18 protein-coding genes are annotated in these 18,809 nt (G+C 47.4%); 11 read left to right on the top strand and 7 right to left on the bottom strand.

What is annotated here, in order from left to right:
* Positions 1-30 precede the first annotated feature (30 nt).
* Genes glmM through recJ form a run of 3 tightly spaced genes read left to right on the top strand, consistent with a single transcriptional unit; the run spans position 31 to position 3,731 of the window.
* Complete coding sequence (gene glmM / locus OC23_RS17835) at positions 31-1,368, top strand: phosphoglucosamine mutase (protein WP_038346310.1); 1,338 nt, start codon at positions 31-33, stop codon at positions 1,366-1,368.
* 11 nt (positions 1,369-1,379) lie between these two features.
* The gene (pdxH, locus tag OC23_RS17830; RefSeq protein ID WP_038346309.1) at positions 1,380-2,030 is read left to right on the top strand and encodes a pyridoxamine 5'-phosphate oxidase; all 651 of its coding nucleotides are present in this window, start codon (positions 1,380-1,382) and stop codon (positions 2,028-2,030) included.
* Positions 2,031-3,731, top strand: a complete 1,701-nt coding sequence (gene recJ, locus OC23_RS17825) for a single-stranded-DNA-specific exonuclease RecJ (protein WP_038346308.1) — start codon at positions 2,031-2,033, stop codon at positions 3,729-3,731.
* A 45-nt stretch (positions 3,732-3,776) separates the two neighbouring features.
* On the opposite strand, the gene OC23_RS17820 is transcribed toward recJ, so the two are convergent.
* Together OC23_RS17820 and OC23_RS17815 are read right to left on the bottom strand one after the other, a co-directional pair.
* On the bottom strand, positions 3,777-4,634 hold the full coding sequence (locus OC23_RS17820; RefSeq protein WP_038346307.1) for a putative porin: 858 nt from the start codon (positions 4,632-4,634) through the stop codon (positions 3,777-3,779).
* A 201-nt stretch (positions 4,635-4,835) separates the two neighbouring features.
* On the bottom strand, positions 4,836-5,645 hold the full coding sequence (locus tag OC23_RS17815; RefSeq protein ID WP_038346306.1) for a putative porin: 810 nt from the start codon (positions 5,643-5,645) through the stop codon (positions 4,836-4,838).
* A gap of 408 nt (positions 5,646-6,053) precedes the next feature.
* Between OC23_RS17815 and prfB the strand changes: the two genes are divergently transcribed.
* From prfB to OC23_RS17790, 5 genes are all read left to right on the top strand, one after another.
* Positions 6,054-7,149, top strand: a protein-coding gene (prfB, locus tag OC23_RS17810) for a peptide chain release factor 2 (protein WP_152607858.1) whose coding sequence is annotated in 2 segments (ribosomal slippage) — positions 6,054-6,125 and positions 6,127-7,149 — 1,095 coding nt in all. Because the reading frame shifts where the segments join, the coding sequence is not laid out codon by codon here.
* 162 nt (positions 7,150-7,311) lie between these two features.
* Entirely contained in the window at positions 7,312-7,614 is a 303-nt protein-coding gene (locus tag OC23_RS17805) for an ArsR/SmtB family transcription factor (protein ID WP_038346460.1), read from the top strand.
* A 26-nt stretch (positions 7,615-7,640) separates the two neighbouring features.
* Positions 7,641-8,705 (top strand): alkene reductase, encoded by a 1,065-nt coding sequence (locus OC23_RS17800; RefSeq protein WP_038346305.1) that lies wholly within the window; start codon positions 7,641-7,643, stop codon positions 8,703-8,705.
* Between the two features lie 108 nt (positions 8,706-8,813).
* Positions 8,814-10,133 (top strand): 3-deoxy-D-manno-octulosonic acid transferase, encoded by a 1,320-nt coding sequence (locus tag OC23_RS17795; protein WP_038346304.1) that lies wholly within the window; start codon positions 8,814-8,816, stop codon positions 10,131-10,133.
* Positions 10,130-10,840, top strand: a complete 711-nt coding sequence (locus tag OC23_RS17790; protein WP_038346303.1) for a 16S rRNA (uracil(1498)-N(3))-methyltransferase — start codon at positions 10,130-10,132, stop codon at positions 10,838-10,840. The genes OC23_RS17795 and OC23_RS17790 overlap by 4 nt, the downstream gene beginning before the upstream one ends.
* Here the strand turns inward: OC23_RS17790 and OC23_RS17785 are convergent.
* Positions 10,820-11,800 carry a mechanosensitive ion channel family protein gene (locus OC23_RS17785; protein WP_038346302.1) on the bottom strand — a complete coding sequence of 327 codons (981 nt, stop codon included), beginning with the start codon at positions 11,798-11,800 and terminating at the stop codon, positions 10,820-10,822. The two genes, OC23_RS17790 and OC23_RS17785, sit on opposite strands and share 21 nt — an antisense overlap.
* A gap of 126 nt (positions 11,801-11,926) precedes the next feature.
* On the bottom strand, positions 11,927-12,496 hold the full coding sequence (locus OC23_RS17780; protein WP_038346301.1) for a DUF805 domain-containing protein: 570 nt from the start codon (positions 12,494-12,496) through the stop codon (positions 11,927-11,929).
* A gap of 284 nt (positions 12,497-12,780) precedes the next feature.
* On the opposite strand from OC23_RS17780, the gene acs reads away from it, so the two are divergent.
* Complete coding sequence (acs, locus tag OC23_RS17775) at positions 12,781-14,724, top strand: acetate--CoA ligase (RefSeq protein ID WP_038346300.1); 1,944 nt, start codon at positions 12,781-12,783, stop codon at positions 14,722-14,724.
* A gap of 57 nt (positions 14,725-14,781) precedes the next feature.
* Here the strand turns inward: acs and OC23_RS17770 are convergent, their stop codons facing one another.
* Entirely contained in the window at positions 14,782-15,324 is a 543-nt protein-coding gene (locus OC23_RS17770; protein ID WP_038346299.1) for a cysteine hydrolase family protein, read from the bottom strand.
* Positions 15,325-15,428: 104 nt separating this feature from the next.
* On the opposite strand from OC23_RS17770, the gene OC23_RS17765 reads away from it, so the two are divergent.
* Positions 15,429-15,842, top strand: a complete 414-nt coding sequence (locus tag OC23_RS17765; protein ID WP_038346459.1) for an Lrp/AsnC family transcriptional regulator — start codon at positions 15,429-15,431, stop codon at positions 15,840-15,842.
* A gap of 78 nt (positions 15,843-15,920) precedes the next feature.
* Here the strand turns inward: OC23_RS17765 and sfnG are convergent, their stop codons facing one another.
* Both sfnG and msuE read right to left on the bottom strand, forming a co-directional pair.
* On the bottom strand, positions 15,921-17,027 hold the full coding sequence (gene sfnG / locus OC23_RS17760; protein ID WP_038346298.1) for a dimethylsulfone monooxygenase SfnG: 1,107 nt from the start codon (positions 17,025-17,027) through the stop codon (positions 15,921-15,923).
* A 25-nt stretch (positions 17,028-17,052) separates the two neighbouring features.
* A complete protein-coding gene (gene msuE / locus OC23_RS17755; RefSeq protein WP_038346297.1) occupies positions 17,053-17,793 on the bottom strand; it encodes an FMN reductase in 741 nt (246 codons plus the stop codon).
* 350 nt (positions 17,794-18,143) lie between these two features.
* Between msuE and OC23_RS17750 the strand changes: the two genes are divergently transcribed.
* Positions 18,144-18,794: a response regulator transcription factor gene (locus OC23_RS17750; RefSeq protein ID WP_038346296.1), complete on the top strand. Its 651-nt coding sequence runs from the start codon at positions 18,144-18,146 to the stop codon at positions 18,792-18,794.
* The last annotated feature ends 15 nt before the right edge of the window (positions 18,795-18,809 follow it).

Genomic DNA, 18,809 nt, shown 5'->3' with positions numbered 1-18,809 from the left:
CCATATACACGATAAGAAAGTGAGTAAAACATGAGTTATTTTGGTACTGATGGAATTCGAGGCAAATTTGGACAAATGCCAATTACCCCAGAATTCGCCTTGAAACTAGGGTTCGCCGCAGGGAAAGTATTAAAACGAAACAGTCCTAAAAGCAAGCCAATTGTGGTATTGGGGAAAGACACACGTTTATCCGGTTATATTCTGGAAGCCGCGCTGCAAGCGGGTTTAAACGCAGCAGGGGTATATGTACATCTGCTAGGGCCGTTACCGACGCCTGCCATTGCCCACCTGACCCGTGCATTACATGCCCACGCGGGTATTGTCATTTCAGCCTCACATAATCCGTATTTTGATAACGGGATCAAGTTCTTTTCAAGTGAGGGCAAAAAATTACCCGATGCCTTGCAGGATGAGATCAACCAGGAACTGGAAAAAGAAATCGAAATCGATGACACCGCCCATTTAGGTAAAAGTGTGCGTGTTAAAGATGCCAATGGCCGTTACATCGAATTTTGTAAATCGACCTTTCCCTACCATTTTGACCTGCGTAACTTAAAAATTGTAGTGGATTGTGCCAACGGCGCGGCCTATAGCGTTGGACCATCGGTATTTCGTGAACTGGGCGCCAAGGTTATACCGCTCTTTAATGAACCAGATGGCTTAAATATTAATGAGAACTGTGGTTCAACCCATCCTGAACAATTACAAAACGCTGTTGTTGAGCATGAGGCTGATCTGGGGATTGCATTTGATGGTGATGCCGACCGTGTGGTGATGGTAGACAAGCACGGGCATTTGGTCGATGGTGACCATATCCTGTACATTCTTGCGACACAGGCCAAAAACAAGCCGGCCGGTGTGGTGGGAACCGTGATGAGCAATATGGCGCTGGAACTGGCCTTGCAAAAAGCCAATGTCGGTTTTGTACGTGCCAAGGTGGGTGACCGCTACGTATTGCAGGCGCTGGAAGAAAATAACTGGGTGACAGGTGGCGAGCCTTCAGGACATATCCTGACGCTGGATAAGAGCACCACGGGAGATGCGATTATTGCTGCGCTACAGGTATTGACGGTGATGGTCGAGCAAGGCAAAGCCTTACATGAGCTGGTGGCAGGTTTTGAGTTATTCCCGCAGGTGCTGGTCAATGTACGCTTACAGCACATGATCGACCCGTATGCCATTCCTGCACTGGTTGCAGAGTTTGAAAAGGCAGAGCAACAGCTCAAGGGCCGTGGCCGACTGTTGATTCGCAAGTCAGGTACCGAGCCTGTCATCCGTGTCATGGTGGAAGGTGACCAGCAGGAAGAAGTGCAGGCACTGGCAAATCATCTGGCGGATGCGGTACGCGCGCAAGCCCAGGCGGCTTAAGAGGTACATCAATGAGCGATGTGATCAAAGACCTGAGCGAATTACGCCTGAGTTACGAGCAAGGGGAGTTACACGAGGCCCAGGTCAGTGACCAGCCTCACTTGCAGTTCCTGAACTGGTTTAATCACGCCCTGGCTGCCAACCTGCATGAACCATATGCCATGTCTTTAGCTACGGCAAATGCACAAGGTCGTCCGCATGTGCGTACGGTCTTGTTGCGTGGTGCGACAGAGGCAGGTTATGATTTTTATACCAATTATGATAGCCAGAAAGGCCTGGACCTTGCAGAAAATCCGTATGCTGAATTGCTGTTTTATTGGCCAAGTCTGGAGCGGCAGGTCCGTATCGGAGGGAAGGTCGTCAAGATCTCCGAGCAGGAGTCAACCGATTATTACCATAAACGGCCACGTGACAGCCAGATTGCAGCGCATATCAGTACACCACAAAGTGGGGTGATTGAAAGCCGTGAGCTGTTGCAACAGCGCTTCCATGACTTACAGGCACAAGCCCAGGCAGAGCTGGATAAACCCGGTTTCTGGGGCGGATACCGCGTGCAAGCCGACTATTATGAGTTCTGGCAGGGACGGCCAAATCGCTTACATGACCGTTTAAGTTATCAACTCCAAGAGGGTCAATGGACCTTACAACGTTTGATGCCATAAATGAGCCAGATTCAAATCCAAAAAAGACCCTTGATTACACGCCCTGAACAGTTTCAGGGCGTGCCTGCTTTTATTGCTGAAATACTGGCAAGACGCGGTGTACAGTCCGAACAAGAGCTGGAACTTAAGCTTAAACACTTGTTGCCACCCGCCTTAAAAGATCTGGAGACCGCCGTTGAACTGATTGATCAGGCGATTGACCAGCAAAAACGCATTGTCATTGTCGGGGATTATGACGCCGATGGGGCAACCAGTACGGCCTTAATGGTGCTGGTGCTCAAAGAAATGGGAGCGCAGGTCGAATATCTGGTACCTGACCGATTTAAATACGGTTATGGCCTTACTCCGGCGATTGCCGAACTGGCCTGGCAGAGTTACCAGCCTGATCTCTTGATTACTGTGGATAATGGCATTTCCAGCCATGCGGGCGTGGAAAAGGCACAGGCATTGGGGATGCAGGTGATCATTACCGACCATCATCTGACCACCAAACCCACCCCCGCTGCTGAAGCCGTGGTGAACCCGAATCAGCTGGGCTGTGACTTTTCCAGCAAGGCACTGGCCGGGGTTGGGGTTGCTTTTTATGTGTTAGCAAGGTTGGCAAGTTCACGCAGCCAGCAAGCTAAAAGTACTGCCAAAGTGACACAGTATCTGGATCTGGTGGCGTTGGGGACTTATGCCGATGTGGCAACATTGGACTATAACAACCGCATCCTGATTGATGCCGGGTTGAAACGTATACAGCAGCATCAGTGTCGGGCCGGTATTCTGGCCTTGCTGGATATCGCAGGCCGTGATGCCGCCAGTTTGCGCGCGCAAGATTTGGGTTTTGTGGTGGGGCCTCGTATTAATGCTGCTGGGCGTATGGAAAGCATGCGGATCGGAATTGAATGTTTACTTGCTGCAGATATGGAAACCGCCTATCCGCTGGCCCGGCAACTGAATCAGCTGAATATCGAGCGTCGGCAGGTTGAAAACGAGATGAAGCAGCAGGCGATGCAGGCCCTGCAACATATCCAGCTCGAGACAGCAGATTTACCTGCCGCACTGGTGATGTTCGATCAGCAGTGGCACCAAGGCGTGATCGGAATTGTGGCAGGGCGGCTCAAGGAACAGTTTCATCGTCCCAGTCTGGTGTTTGCCCCCGATGAAGATGGTATCCATATTAAAGGCTCAGCCCGTTCAATTGAAGGGATCCATATACGCGATATGATAGAGCAGGTGGCGGAACAATATCCTCATCTGGTGAGCCATTTTGGCGGGCATGCGGCAGCGGCTGGCCTGACCTTGAAGAAAGAAAACTTTGAGGTATTTAAAACGGTTTTTACCCGTTCGATTGCAGCGCTGGACGATGACCTGTTTCAGGCAACCTTGTGGACAGATGGTGAATTGGCCGATGTCGATTTGCATTTGGTTACACTGGACTGGATCGAACAACTGGGACCATGGGGGCAGAAATTTCCTTTTCCCCAGTTTGAAGGGCGGTTTAAAATCATTGATTATCGCTGGTTAAAAGAGCAGCATTTAAAATTGAAACTTGCTGTCGGATCACATGCTGTTGATGCCATTGCTTTTAATGCCAAAGACCGTTTTGAGTTTGATCCTATGCTGGGGCATGCCGATCTGGTCTATACGCTGGAACGTAATGTGTTTAATGGCACTACCAGCCTGCAATTGCAAATCGTACATCTTACACAGTAAAACATCCGCTGTTATGAGCGGATGTTTTAGGTAAAGCTCTGGTAATTAGAAGCGGAGGGTGCCATTAAGGCCATAAGCATCCGCACCATCTGTTGTGCTATAGCCAACACCCAATGCAAATTGGGGGGTAATGAATTTCTGGGCGCGAAGATTGAATACACTATCTGAGTCTTTGGCAGTAGAGTCTGCAAAGGAAAGACCAATGCTTAGGGTTGGGTCAAGGTATAGATCTGCACCTAAGCGATAGCTGGTTTCATCTCCTATGTAGCTCAGTGCTTCAAGATTGGTATAGTAGCCCCCGATTTGTGATACATATTTTGCACGTAGAGACACTGCCGTATCGTTATTATCACCCGAAACCAGTGCTGCATTGGATAAGTTGTTGATAAAGCCGTATTGTGCGACCTGAACCGGATTTAGGCTGTCTGACAAATCAGCCACACCAACCGCCAGTAGTAAGCCGTGAATAGGCAGGAAACCAGCCTCAAGGCTATAGCCGTCCCCTTTGTGTGAGTCGGAACCCATACCCTTAATCGTGGTCTTTAGGTTGGTACGGTGTAAGGCACCAGACAGGTAGAATTGTGAGTCCGGGATATAAAACTCCCCTTGTACACCCAGAATATTAAACTGCAAGTCACCGAAACCTTCGTCATCCTTCAGTTTGCTATAAGCGTAGCCTCCGCCAAGATTTGAGGCTTTATTCAGGAAAGCCGCTTCTGCCAGAGGCGCCTGACGGGTTTGCACAGGATTAAAATAATATTTGCCTGTGATCACGCCACTATTGCCTTTACCGTCATCTAGGTTGGCATATTCATAGGAGCCATTGGCTTCGAATTGATAGGCATGGCTTGTAATGCTCAGACTGGCACCAATCAGCGCTGCAATAAGTGTAAATTTTTTCATTAATTTCTCCCCCTTGTTTGAAAAAAATACATATTTTGTTACGGAGTGTAGTGTAATCAAAAATCCCCTAGCGTCAATTCTTGATGATAAAACGTGCTGTGATATCGGGAGAGGGATAAAAAAGTATTTGTTAAAATGTATAGATAAAAAAACGCCCTGAATCATCAGGGCGTTTTTGATTTATCAGTTCAGCTTCAGGTATTAGAAGCGGTATGCAGCACGTAAGCCGAAAGAGGTGTAGTCATTATCGATATATGACTTGTCATTACCGAAGCCGACACGGCCTTCGAGGCTAACCTGCTGATTGAAGAATTTCTTCGCAGAAATACCCCATTCATTTGAGTCGACCAGTGTGTCATCGTATTTAAGTTTTTGATAATCCACACCAACACTTAACGTTTTATCGATGAAGTAGTCACCTTTTAGCGTCACTTCTTTGTTGTCACCAAAAGCACTATACGCTTCTAGGTTAATATCGTTTTGACCAACTTTGGTCACATATTTTGCACGCAGGGTCGGGCTGGTTTCACGGTCACCATCTTTAACGTCAACGGTTTTGGCACCCGCAGCAACTAATAGGCCAGGGGCTGGCAAGTAACCGACTTCACCGGCATAGTGATTGATTTTGATCTTGTTGTCATTCAGGTATTTTGAATTTGGCTTCACTTCTTCACGGCCAATATTACCGCTTAAGTAGAAGTCACTGTTTGGAACAAAGTATTCAATACCAGCGCCATAGTGGTTGTCTTTGATCGCGTCATCTTTTTCATGTGCGTACTGTGCGCTTACATTGCTGGCACGGTCAAGGAATGCGGCTTCTGCAAGCGGAGCATTACGTGTTTGAACCGGGTTGAAATAATATGTACCATCTACGCTAAAACGATCACTGTCACCAAAACGGTCTTGGTCTTTATAGGTATAAGAACCACCTACCTCAGCTTGATAAGCATGAGCAGTTCCTGTTACTGCGATCGCAGATAAAAGTGCCGATGCAATTGCTAATTTTTTCATGGTTGTTTCCTCATTAAGATTTAAACCAAGTTAAACACTGATACATGTTTTGTTACAACTTGAGTCTAGAGCAATTTTTATCATCGTCAATCTTGATAAGGTAATCAAACTGTACAAATGTAAGTGACTTGTAATTTTGACATTTTATTTGATTGATATTTATAAATAAAAAATCATTGTTTTGATTTATTAAAACTTAGGATGAAATATGTGTTTTAGGGTTTTTAGTCTAATTTTTAGGCAAAATCAGGCCTTTAACCTGTGATACAGGATGGGACAACACAAAACTGGATAGATGTTTTAAATCACATGTTCGACCGTTCAGGTGCACACAAGGCATGGCTGTGTCGGGCAAAACAGTTATGTTAAAATACGCGATCAAGTGAAAAGTTGTGTGAGAAAAGACGCGTGGAAATTAATCCGTATTTAGTGCAATTAAAAGATTTATCTGATCGTAGCCAGACACTACGGGGGTATCTTTGACTACGATCTGAAGGTTGAACGTTTAGAAGAAGTTTTAAGAGAACTCGAAGACCCTGCGATCTGGAATGACCAGAGTCGTGCTCAGGCGATCGCAAAAGAAAAGGGCAGTTTGGAAAATACCATTGGTGTATTTGACCGTCTGGCTGAGCAGCTGGAGGATGCCAAAGCCATGCTGGATCTGGCTGTAGAGGCAGATGATGAAAGCCTGCTGGCCGATGTACAGGCAGAACTGGACAGTGCTGAACAGGCCTTGGGTAACCTGGAATTCCGTCGCATGTTTAGTAACCCGATGGACCCGAATCCTTGCTTCCTTGAAATCCAGTCCGGTTCCGGCGGTACTGAGGCACAAGATTGGGCCTCGATGTTATTGCGCATGTATATGCGCTGGATCGAACGCCATGGTTTTAAAGCCGAGCTGATGGAAGTCTCGGATGGTGATGTGGCCGGGATCAAGTCTGCAACGATTCGTGTTGATGGCGAGTTTGCCTATGGCTGGTTGCGTACCGAAAGTGGGGTACACCGCTTAGTGCGTAAATCCCCATTCGACAGTAACAATAACCGTCATACCTCATTCTCGGCGGTGTTTATTTCACCAGAAATTGATGACAATATCGAAATTGATATTAACCCTTCTGATGTCCGTACCGATACTTACCGTGCATCGGGTGCAGGTGGTCAGCACATTAACAAAACTGACTCTGCGGTCCGTTTGACCCACGCCCCGACCGGGATTGTGGTGGCTTGTCAGAACCAGCGTTCGCAACATGCCAACCGTGACCATGCCTGGAAACAGTTACGAGCCAAGCTGTATGAGCTGGAGATGAGCAAACGTAATGAAGCGGCACAGGCGCTGGAAGACTCGAAGTCTGACATCGGCTGGGGCAGCCAGATTCGTTCTTATGTTCTGGATGATTCACGTATCAAAGACTTGCGTACCGGTGTAGAAACATCGAATACCAAAGCTGTTTTGGATGGCGACCTGGATAAGTTTATCGAAGCAAGCCTGAAGCAGGGTCTGTAAGTTTAATTCCATTAAAAAAGGCAATCTCGTTCAGCATCGGACAGTTAATCGAAAAAATATGATATTAATATCGAAAAAAACGGATATTAATATCTATAAAAATAGATATACTGGATCTAGATGCTGAACAAAGCTTTGCCTGTTGAGAAGTCTGGTGAGTCTATGGATATTGATGTTATAAGCAAAGCCTTAGCCAATCCATTGCGGCGACAGATTTTGCAATGGCTAAAACAGCCGGAGCAATTTTTACCGGTACAGGAATGTGGTGGCAGTTTTGAACGGGGTGTATGTGCAGGTCACATCGAGCGTTTAGGCAAAGTTGCCCAGTCGACCATGTCAAATCATTTGTCTGTATTACAGCAGGCAGGTCTGATCAAGGTCGAAAAATATGGACAATGGTCCTATTTTACCCGTAATGAAGCTTTGATTCAGCAATACATCGAACATTTAAAACAGACACTTTAAAAAGAAAAGTGTAAGTTGAGGCGATCATGGCTGAACTAAATTCTGCGTTACAAGTAGGCGATTTTAAAATTAAAAACCGTCTGGTTTTAGCTCCTCTAACCAGAGCACGGAGTGGTGCACAACGTATTCCGAACGACTTAATGGTGGAATATTACCAGCAGCGTGCCAATGCGGGCTTAATCCTTACTGAAGCAACGGTGATTAGTCCAAAGGCAGCGGGTTATGCCAATACCCCGGGCTTATGGTCGCAAGAACAGGCTCAGGCATGGAACACGATTGTCGAGGCTGTGCATGCACAGGGTGCTAAAATTGTGGTGCAGCTCTGGCATGTAGGCCGTATTTCGCATCCGGATTTACTGGACGGCGATACGCCGGTTGCTCCAAGTGCCATTCAGCCCGCAGGTGAGGTTAGCCTGCTTCGGCCAAAACGTCCTTTTGTGACCCCGCGTGCGTTATCGCATGAAGAAATTCAGGAAATTGTCGCACAATATAAGCATGCAGCCGAACTGGCCAAAGCTGCCGGTTTTGATGGGGTGGAATTGCATGCTGCCAACGGCTACCTGATCGATCAGTTCCTGCAAAGCAGTACCAATCAACGTGATGATGAATATGGTGGTCCGGTTGAGAATCGTGCCCGGTTATTGTTGCAGGTGGTCGATGCCTTTATTGAGGTCTGGGGGGCTGGCCGTGTTGGGGTACATCTTTCACCACGCAGTGATTCGCATGACATGGGCGATGAAAATCCGTTGGCAACCTTCGGCTATGTTGTTGAGCAGCTGGATCAGCGCAATATTGCGTTTATTTTCACACGTGAATATGAAGCAGAGGACAGCCTCATGCCAAAATTACGTCCGAAATTTAAAGGTGTCTGGATTGCCAATGAAGGCTTAACTGCTGAGTCTGCGAAACGTATCCTGGCCACCGGGCAGGCCGATGCCGTTGCATTTGGCAAACAATATATTGCCAATCCGGATTTACTGGATCGTTTGCAACATGACCTGCCGCTCAATCCGCCTCATCCACAGACCTTTTATGGTGCGGGTGCGGAAGGCTATACCGATTATCCGGTATTTGAAAAGTTAGAAGCTTGATCCGTATTCACTGCTAAAAATGACTCATGTAATTTACCAAAATTGCATGAGTTTTTTGTTTAAATTCCGCATAATGGGCTGGAATCAAATTGTGAAGCATGGTCTCGGATGGCGCAGCAAAACGCAGTACAGCAAACCCCGTTCTGGTATAACTTTCTCCTGACGTGTCTCAAACCGTTATATCGCTGGAAAATCAAACAGCGGGCCGAAAGTGCTGTGCTGTTTCAGCAGGAATGTCTTGAGCGTTTTGGCCCCTTCCAGCCAGCCAAAAATACCGGCGCAATCTGGTTTCATGCCGTATCGGTGGGAGAAACCAATGCCGCCCAGCCCTTAATCGAACATTATTTAAAACTGGGCCATCCGGTTTTGGTCACCAATACCACCAAGACCGGGCAGGCACGGGCAAAGTCCCTGTTTCAAAAAGCACCGTATCTAGATTTATTTCAGGCAGTGTACCTGCCTGTTGACCAGAAGCCATTACTCAGGCAGTTCTTTCAGCGCTATCAACCTAAAATACTGGCCTTGGTTGAAACCGAAATCTGGCCGAACCTGATTGCCGAAGCTAGGCTACAGCAGGTTCCCTGTGTACTGCTCAATGCACGTCTTTCAGAAAAATCGGCTCAAGGTTATGCCAAAGTTCGCCGTTTGACCCGGCCGATGCTACAACAGCTGACCTGGATGCTGGCACAGGATGCCGCGACCCGGCAGCGTTATGTCGATTTAGGGCTTGATCCTGCCAGGAGTCAGGTGGTGGGCAATATCAAATTTGACATTACTGCTCCGGCATATTTTGTCGTGCAAGCACAGCAACTCGAACAGGACTGGCAGTTGGCGGGACGTCAAATCATTACGCTGGCCAGTACCCATGCACCCGAAGAAGAAAGCCTGCTGAGACAGTTACAGCCCTATTTAAATTCAAATCCAGAATTACTCTGTATTGTGGTGCCCCGTCATCCGGAACGTTTTGACGAGGTCTATCAGGTTTGTCAACGTTTGCGGTTAAACACCCGGCGCCGTAGTCTGCAACAGCCGGTTCAGGCCGATACCCAGGTGTTCCTTGCCGATAGCATGGGTGAAATGTGGCTGTGGTATGCCTTGAGTCAGGCCTGTTTTGTCGGTGGTTCACTAAATGAGCCTGGCGGTGGACACAATATTTTAGAACCGATGGCACTGGATGTTGCTACAGTGATTGGCCCACGTTACTTTAATTTTCAAACGATTGTGGATGAATTTGTGGCAGAACAGGCGATCCTGATCGGTGAGGATGCTGCGCAGGTGGTACAGCATTTATTAAACTGCCTGAATGATTCTTTACACGTCTCGCAACAGGTCGAACATGCACAACAGGTATTACAGCGCAATCAGGGATCGTTACAACAGCATATCCAGTTACTTGATCATTATTTAGCACAAGCCACTTTGCCATGAATATCGTATTACTTGAACCCGGACAGATGGTGAATAATGCTGTATGGCAGATTGACCGTCCACGCCAACTCCAGCATTTGCGCCAGCATCTCGACCTGAAGGTTGGGGAGAGGTTAAAAGTGGGAATACGGCAGGGACCGCGCTATGTTACCGAAGTGCTGGAGATGTCAGAACAGCGCATTCTGGTGAAGCCGGTTCAGCCTGAAATGGTCCCGGAAAAGTTACCAGTGCATTTGATTCTTGCCTTGCCGCGGCCTAAAGTGTTGCGTCGTATCATTATGGATGCGGTGACGATTGGCGTTGAACGGATCAGCCTGATTCATAGTTACCGGGTGGATAAAAGCTACTGGCAAACGCCTTTTTTACAGCAACTGGACGAGTATGTAACGCTGGGGCTGGAGCAGGCAGGAGATACCATACCTCCTGATATCCAGCTATATAAGCGCTTTAAACCTTTTGTTGAAGATGTCTTGCCGGCCTGGATTACTGCGGAGCGGCCTGCTTATGTGGCGCATCCTTATGCAGCGCAACAGATGCCTTATGCAATCCAGCATGGCTGTAGCCTGGTGATTGGGCCAGAGGGTGGATTCATCCCCTATGAAGTTGATCTACTCAAAAAAAACGGCTGCCAGGCCATGAGCATCGGCAACCGGATTTTGCGAACTGAAACAGCGGTATCGAATATTCTAGGGCGTTTGTTTGTCTGAAGGGTCGGCCTGCTCGGACTGGTCGCCACGATAGACTTTGACCTCTTGTACCGGATAGGGAATGGAAATACCTTTCTCATCGAATGCGGTCACTACCTGTTCCTGGATTTCACTGATTGAAGTCGAGGTCGAGGTTTCGGTGGTATTGACCCACCAGCGTACAGTGAGGTTGATCGAGAAATCGGCAAGTGCGGTGACATTGACCGAAAAGCCCGGCTGGCTGAGTACGTTCAGGTTACGATCCAGAATATCCAGAATGATTTGCTTGGCCTTTTGCATATCATCTTCATAGCCAATACCGACCACAAATTCACAGCGGCGACGCTGGTAGGCATTATTGACCGTGACCGCGCTGGTATACACCGTTGCATTTGGAATCACGATACGGCGGCCGTCAGGCGAGCGTAAAAAGGTGGCACGGATCTGGATGTCTTCGACATTACCTTCCATACCGTTGACGACGATGTCATCGCCGATGCGGAACGGTTCGCTGATCAGGATCAGGATGCCGGACAGCAGGTTCTGGAAAATATCCTTAAAGGCAAAACCGATTGCCACAGAACCGATGCCCAGGGCACCAATCAGCTGGCTGGGCGTGAAGCCCGGAATGGCGATCACCAGTGCAATCAGGAAACCGAAGAACAGGATAAAGGTACTACCGACACGATTCAGGACCAGCACCAGATTCTGGCGGGTATAGCTGCGGTTTTCCAGAGTCTTGCGTATAAACAGTTTAAATAACTTGGTCAGTAACCAGAAAATAACGAAAACCGTAATCGCGATCCCGATATAGGGAACCCGTTCCCAGAAACTGTCCATGATCTTGTCAATGGTGGTATAGGCATCGTGATATTTTTCAGTATGGGCGAGTACGGTCTGGGTGGTTTTGGCGCCAGCCTGATGAAGCAGTTCACCTGTATCTCTCGCCACTTCTGACAATGTTGTTTGTTCGTTTGCCACAGGAAAATCTCTATTTCGCAAAGGTAGGAGTCAATGAGGGAAGCCATCATAATGAATTTGGCGCAAATACGCTTGTAAAATTCATTGCTGCCATCACACTCATTATCCGCCAAGTTCTGTTGTGTTCTAGAAATATTCAGTTGTATTTTGAATCATTTGTGTTGGCATATCCCACAGGTCTGGACTGGCAAAATAATATGCAAAGGTGAACAGGCCAAACATCATCAGTAGTGTGACCAGTATCATGATCCAGGCCAGTAGTTTTTCCCAGCCCCGTGACGGACGGACATCGCCGTAATCATTACGATGGGGCGTACCTGGCGCCAGTAATACATATAAGGTAAAGAAAAACTGCAGGATGGGGACCAGAACCAGTAAGCTCAGCCAGCCGGTTTTATTCAGGTCATGTAAACGGCGGATCATGAACACGATCTGGCAATAAAATGCCACCAGCCACAGCGCGATCAGGGCAAAGACTGAAAAGCCGGAAAATGTCGATAATATTGCTGTATCCACATTGTCCTGATTCATGTTAAAAAAGCCTGCAAAAGCAAAGATGCCGAGGAAGCCTGCCATGCAGAGCAGGCTCAGCAAACCATACCAGCCAAGATAGCTCAGCCGGTTAAAACGCCCGTTCGGAGAAAGTGGATGATCATCCACGGGGAGAGCGGGGCTTGATGTTTCTGGATTAAACATAGCTATTTCCTGTTTTTTTGTTTATTAAATCTTTTAAGCTTGAGGGAGTGATCAAAATAATCACTTATTTTAAAAAGAAAAAGCATAGACAAGCAGTTCAGATTTAAATTATTTTGAGTAAATTTTTGAAAATAAGCGGGTCATGACCGGATCACAATCCTACGACCAAAGCCGCATTGTTTGCGCGTGTAAATGGTGCCCATACTGCTAGAGAGAACAAAACATATCCGGGAAAATAGATGAGTACATCTAGGATATGAGATAAAAAACCAAGGAAGTAAGCTATGAAAGACATCTACCCAGTGCCTGATAAATTCAAAGAAACGGCAAGAATCTCGGAAGCAGACTATTTCAGACGTTATCAGGAATCGATTGAACAACCGGAAGCTTTCTGGGCTGAACAGGCCAGTCATATTGACTGGATCAAGCCGTTTAGCCAGGTAAAAAATACCAGTTTCCAGCAAGATAATTTTAAGATTGAATGGTTTGCCGATGGCGAACTGAATGTATCTGCAAACTGTTTGGACCGTCATCTTAAAGATAATCCGCTCAAGCCGGCGATTATCTGGGAAGGGGATCATCCGTCACGTCACAAGATTATTTCTTTTGTGGAGCTGCATGATGAAGTGTGCCGCTTTGCCAATGTCCTGAAAAAACACGGCATCAGCAAAGGCGATCGCGTGGTGCTGTATATGCCGATGGTACCTGAGGCGGCAATCGCGATGCTGGCCTGTGCACGGATTGGCGCTGTACATTGTGTGGTGTTCGGCGGCTTTTCTCCAGACTCGCTGGCCAGCCGCATTGAAGACAGCCAGGCCAAACTGGTGATTACTGCCGATGCCGGCATGCGTGGTGGCAAGCTGCTGCCATTAAAAGAAAATGTCGATGCCGCATTAGAACTTGCCGGCACAGAAAGCGTGCAGAATGTGATTGTGGTACATCGTACCGGCAATCCGATCCAGTTTAATGCAGCACGTGATATCTGGTATCACCTTGCCATCATGGAAGTAGATGAGCATTGTCCGCCTGAGCCAATGAAAGCGGAAGATCCGCTATTCATTCTGTATACCTCGGGTTCAACCGGCAAACCTAAAGGGGTGTTACATACCACGGGCGGATATCTGGTTTATGTCAATTGTACCTTTAGGGAAATTTTTGACTTAAAAGAAGACGATGTGTACTGGTGTACTGCCGATGTGGGCTGGATTACCGGACATAGCTATTTGCTTTATGGCCCCCTGAGCAATGCCACCACCACGGTGATGTTTGAAGGTATTCCACAATATCCGACCTGGGCACGTATTGGCCATGTCATCGACAAGCACAACATTACCATTCTCTACACTGCACCCACCGCGATTCGCGCTATGATGCGTGAAGGTGATGCTTATGTCCGTGAAAGTAATCGTAGCAGCCTGCGTTTACTCGGTTCAGTCGGCGAGCCAATCAATCCGGAAGCATGGAACTGGTACCATGAAGTGGTGGGTGAGGGACGCTGTCCGATTGTCGATACCTGGTGGCAAACTGAAACCGGTGGAATTCTGATTTCGCCATTACCCGGTGCAACCGCCCTTAAACCGGGTTCAGCGACACGTCCATTCTTTGGGGTACAACCGGCATTGGTGGATGGTGAAGGCAATGAGCTGGAAGGTGCAACAGAAGGCAATCTGGTGATTAAGGATTCATGGCCAGGCCAGATGCGTACCATTTGGGGTGACCCGGAGCGTTTTATTGAGGCCTATTTCTCGACCTTTAAGGGGTGTTACTTCACTGGCGATGGTGCCCGTCGGGATGAAGATGGCTATTACTGGATTACAGGGCGTGTTGATGATGTACTTAACGTCTCTGGTCACCGTCTGGGTACGGCTGAAATTGAAAGTGCACTGGTAGCCCATGAAGCAGTGGCAGAGGCGGCTGTGGTCGGCATGCCGCATGAGATCAAGGGGCAAGGTATTTGTACCTTTGTGACCTTGCAGGCTGATGTGGCCGAATCGGAAGAGTTACGCAAGGAGCTGATAAACTGGGTGCGTAAAGTGCTTGGGCCGGTGGCCACACCGGATGCCTTACATTGGGCACCCGCCTTGCCAAAAACACGCTCAGGTAAAATCATGCGCCGTATCTTGAGAAAGATTGCGGCCAATGAGCTGGATACACTTGGAGATACCTCAACCCTGGCAGAACCGGCAGTGGTAGATCATTTGATTGCAACGGTGTACCCAAACCGATAACCTTTTTTGAATTGAAGAAGAGCGTTGAATCGAACGCTCTTTTTTTATCTGCATGATTTAATGCTGCGCTAAAAAATCAGCCGTATTTTGTACCGTGGCAAAGAAACCCAGTGCCGCTAAAAATGCAGTCTGGACATCGGCTGCTTTTACTGTCTGACCGTTATATTCGAGATCACGGGTCGCAGTTGCATCTGCAATCACAATCGGCTGGTAGCCCAGTTCTTTGGCGGTACGTGTGCCTGAATCAATACAGACATGGGTCATCATGCCGCTAATCACCAGTTGCTCAACCTGATGCTGTTCAAGAATGGCCTGTAGATGGGTGTCTACAAAGCTATTTGGAACATGTTTTTTCACGATAATCGAGTGAGTATTTACTTTTAACTGCGGATGTAATTCGGCACCGACAGTATTTTCCTGAAAAAAGCTGGCAGTGGCCGGGTTAATATGCTGGATATAAATGATCGGTAAATTGTGCTGGTTAAAATAATCTTCCAGCTGGTTGGTTTGTGCCAGTGCGTGGTCTGGATTGACCAGTTCCATTTTGCCATTTTTAAAATAATCATTTTGAACATCAATAATCAGCAGGGCCTGTTTCATGGTTTTACTTCCAGTGTTAAGTTAAAACAAGAGTAGGGCAAGCGTGAAAAATCGGCTATATTCAGGTGAAAGCATTGTTGCCGGTTTTCTTTCGTCATGAAAAAATGAATATGGAACTTGATCCGATCGATTTAAAAATCATTGAACTGCTGAAACAGGATTCACGCCTGAGCCATAAAGAAATTGGTCAGCGGGTGCATCGTACAGGGCAAGCGGTGGGCGCACGTATTGCCCAACTGATGGATGCCGGTATTATTAAAAATTACACCATCGCCGTTCAATATGAACACAAGCAGTTCATTCAGCTGTTTATGAATGATCAGCAGGCCTTTATTGAGGTGGAATTGTTGGTCAAACAATATGAGCAGGTCGATGAATGTTTCAAGATTATTGGCAATGCCTGTTACATGATTGTCAGCCATTTTAATCCTGCACAATTGAACGAATTTATTGAGCAGTTATCCAAATGGTGCCGTTATTCGGTTGAAACCGTGATGCGGGAAATTGCAACCACTTAAATAAAAAAACCCCAAGCCGAGTCTTGGGGGAGAGTACTTGCCATTACTTTTATTTTTCTTCTTGTCCGGTCGCAACGATTAGGCTGATTTTTCTATTAAGGGATGCCCCTGTTGCTGCTCAAGCTGGCGAACCAGAGGCAGGACGTTGGCTCCAAAATATTCGACTTCCTCAATGAAATGCAGGAAACCGGACAGGATCAGGTCAACCCCTACCTGTTTTAAGGCCACAATCCGTTCTGCAATTTGCTGCGGTGTACCGATCAGGTTGGTCTTAAAGCCATCGTTATATTGCACCAGATCATCAAAGGTCGATTTGGCCCAGTTACCTTCACGTTCCGGTGCCGCTGCGCCGGCTTCACGTGTGGCATCCCCAAAGGCATTGACGGCTTCGACATTGGCCTGAGCAATGATCTCATTCAGTACTGCTTTGGCTTCTTCTTCAGTATCACGCGCGATAATGAAGGCATTGACGCCAATTTTGACCTGCCGGTTTTCTCGCTTGGCCTTGGTTCGTACATCATCGACCTGTTTTTTGATTTCCTCAACACTATTGCCATTGGTAAAGTACCAGTCAGATACACGCGCTGCCATATCCCGTGCAGCCCGCGAACTGCCGCCCTGAAATACTTCGATATGGGGATGTTGCAGTGGTTTGGGTTTGAGGGTGTAATTCTGGAACTGGTAATATTTGCCATCAAAACTGTAGTTGTCTGTGGTCCAGATGCCTTTTAAGGTACGGATAAACTCTTCCGAGCGCACATAGCGTTCATCATGTTCTGGCCATGCTTCGCCAATGGCATCAAATTCTCCGCGGAACCAGCCACTGACGACATTAATGGCGATCCGTCCCTGGGTCAGATAGTCAATGGTCGCCAGCTGTTTGGCTGCAAGTACAGGCTTCCATGGACCCGGCAAGATAGCTGCAATCACTTTGAGTTTCTCGGTTTTTGCCAGTAAGGCATGGCTAAAACTGACCGATTCATGCTGGTATTCTGCGCCGTATCCTGCGGTAAAACGGATCTGGGTCAGGGCATATTCAAAACCGTTCCGTTCTGCAGCCTGTGCCAGACGCACGTTATAGTCATAACTCCAGTCGGTACGTTGCTCGATATTACTCACAACGAGACCGCCACTGACATTGGGCACCCAGTAGGCAAACTTGATTGCCGATGCTGTTGTCGTCATTGTTGTAGCCTCCATCACAATTGGTTTATGCAACGTGGGTAAGGTTTTTTGAAAATTTGGCGTGGAGGCGTGATTCGGCTGCATCCAGATCGGGAACTGCAGCCGAAGGCAGGACTTCAGCCTGTTCGATCTGTTTATTGATGCCGAGGTTTTGATTGGCCTGTTCGGTTTTGGTTTTAATCACAGCTGCACGCTGACCTTTGGCAGGCGCCCATTCTAAAATGGGTAGGGCACGTGCCACGGCCAGGGTGACACGATCAGCCAGTTGCTCACTTTTCACCGTATATTCAGGGCTAAAGTCCCGGTCGGTTGCATAGACCCCAATCGGTAAGGTCTGTGCCTGAAAGAAACTGAACAAGGGGCGTAACTGATGTTCCAGAACCAGTGCATGACGGTCACTTCCGCCTGATGCTGCGAGCAGTACAGGTACATCTACCAGTGCGGTTTGCTCTACAAAGTCAAAAAAATGTTTGAACAGGCCGGTAAATGATGCACGATAAACCGGGGTCCCGACAATCAGTGCATCGGCTGCCTCTACGGCTGCCAGATCATCCTGAACCCGCTGTGGCAACTGGTTACGGTAAATTGCGCCGCCCAGTAATGGCCCAATTTCACTGAGTTTGACAAAATGCACCTTGATATCGATGGCCTCCGAAAGTTCATCCAGAATGGCCTGAACCAGACTTTCTGTTTTTGAAGGGCTGTTTAAACCACCAGAAACAGCTACGATATTGAGGGGAGTTGCGTGTGTATGATGATTGGACATAATCATTGCCTGAATATTTCATTTCGAATTGCTATTTATTTACCTACACCCGCTGCTAGACTGTAAAATAAGGAAATGCTGCAAGCTTATCTTTTTTATAGATATATCAATGAATGGCTTTTAAACTAAATTAATGCCGGTTTAATCTGCTGTTTCTATTCAGAATTTATCGAGGCTTTTTTTATCTGGATGCGATATAGGCGGGTTATAACAATATTTGATTTATTTTGCGGGAAAAGGAAATAAATCAATGCTTGTGCTTGACCTCAGCCCTAATTAAAAATAGGCTTAGACGGATTGAATGTAAATAAACATCGTACAGTGACGTACTTGTAGATAGCTTAGCGCTTATGAATATTTTAATTGTAGACGACCATCCTCTGTTTAGACATGCCTTGATTCAAGCGGTTCGTTATAGTTTACCTCAGGCACAGATTCAGGAGACGGCTGACGTCGACGAATTCTATGCCCGCCTGGAACATGGCGCCGAACCTGATCTGGTTTTGCTGGACCTCAATCTTCCGGGTGCTTCAGGCTTTTCTGCATTGGTTTACGTCCGTGCCCAATACCCGGCAATCCCGATTATTATTGTCTCGGCACACGAAGAAGTATCGATTATTCAGCGTGCGATCGCTCATGGTGCCATGGGCTATATTCCCAAGTCATCCCATCCTGGCCATATTGGTGAAGCGATCAAACATGTGCTGGAAGGTGAGATCTGGTTACCGCCAAATTTACCAAGCCATGCCGGTTTTGATCCAAGAGCCGCGGATGAGACCGCTTTGGCCGAACGCCTACAGTCACTGACGCCGCAGCAGTTCCGTGTATTGATGATGGTGGCTGAAGGTTTATTGAACAAGCAGATTGCGTATGAACTGGAAGTTTCTGAAGCAACTATTAAGGCACATGTCACCGCAATTTTCCGTAAACTGGGCGTACAGAACCGTACCCAGGCCGTCTTGGCAATCAGTGCTTTAAATATTGAAGATAAAAAAATGTAATCTGTTGAAATGAGA

Origin of the sequence: Acinetobacter sp. A47 (genome assembly GCF_000805455.1) — a bacterium.
Classification (GTDB): Bacteria; Pseudomonadota; Gammaproteobacteria; order Pseudomonadales; family Moraxellaceae; genus Acinetobacter.
This window is presented reverse-complemented; position numbering and strand designations above follow the sequence as displayed.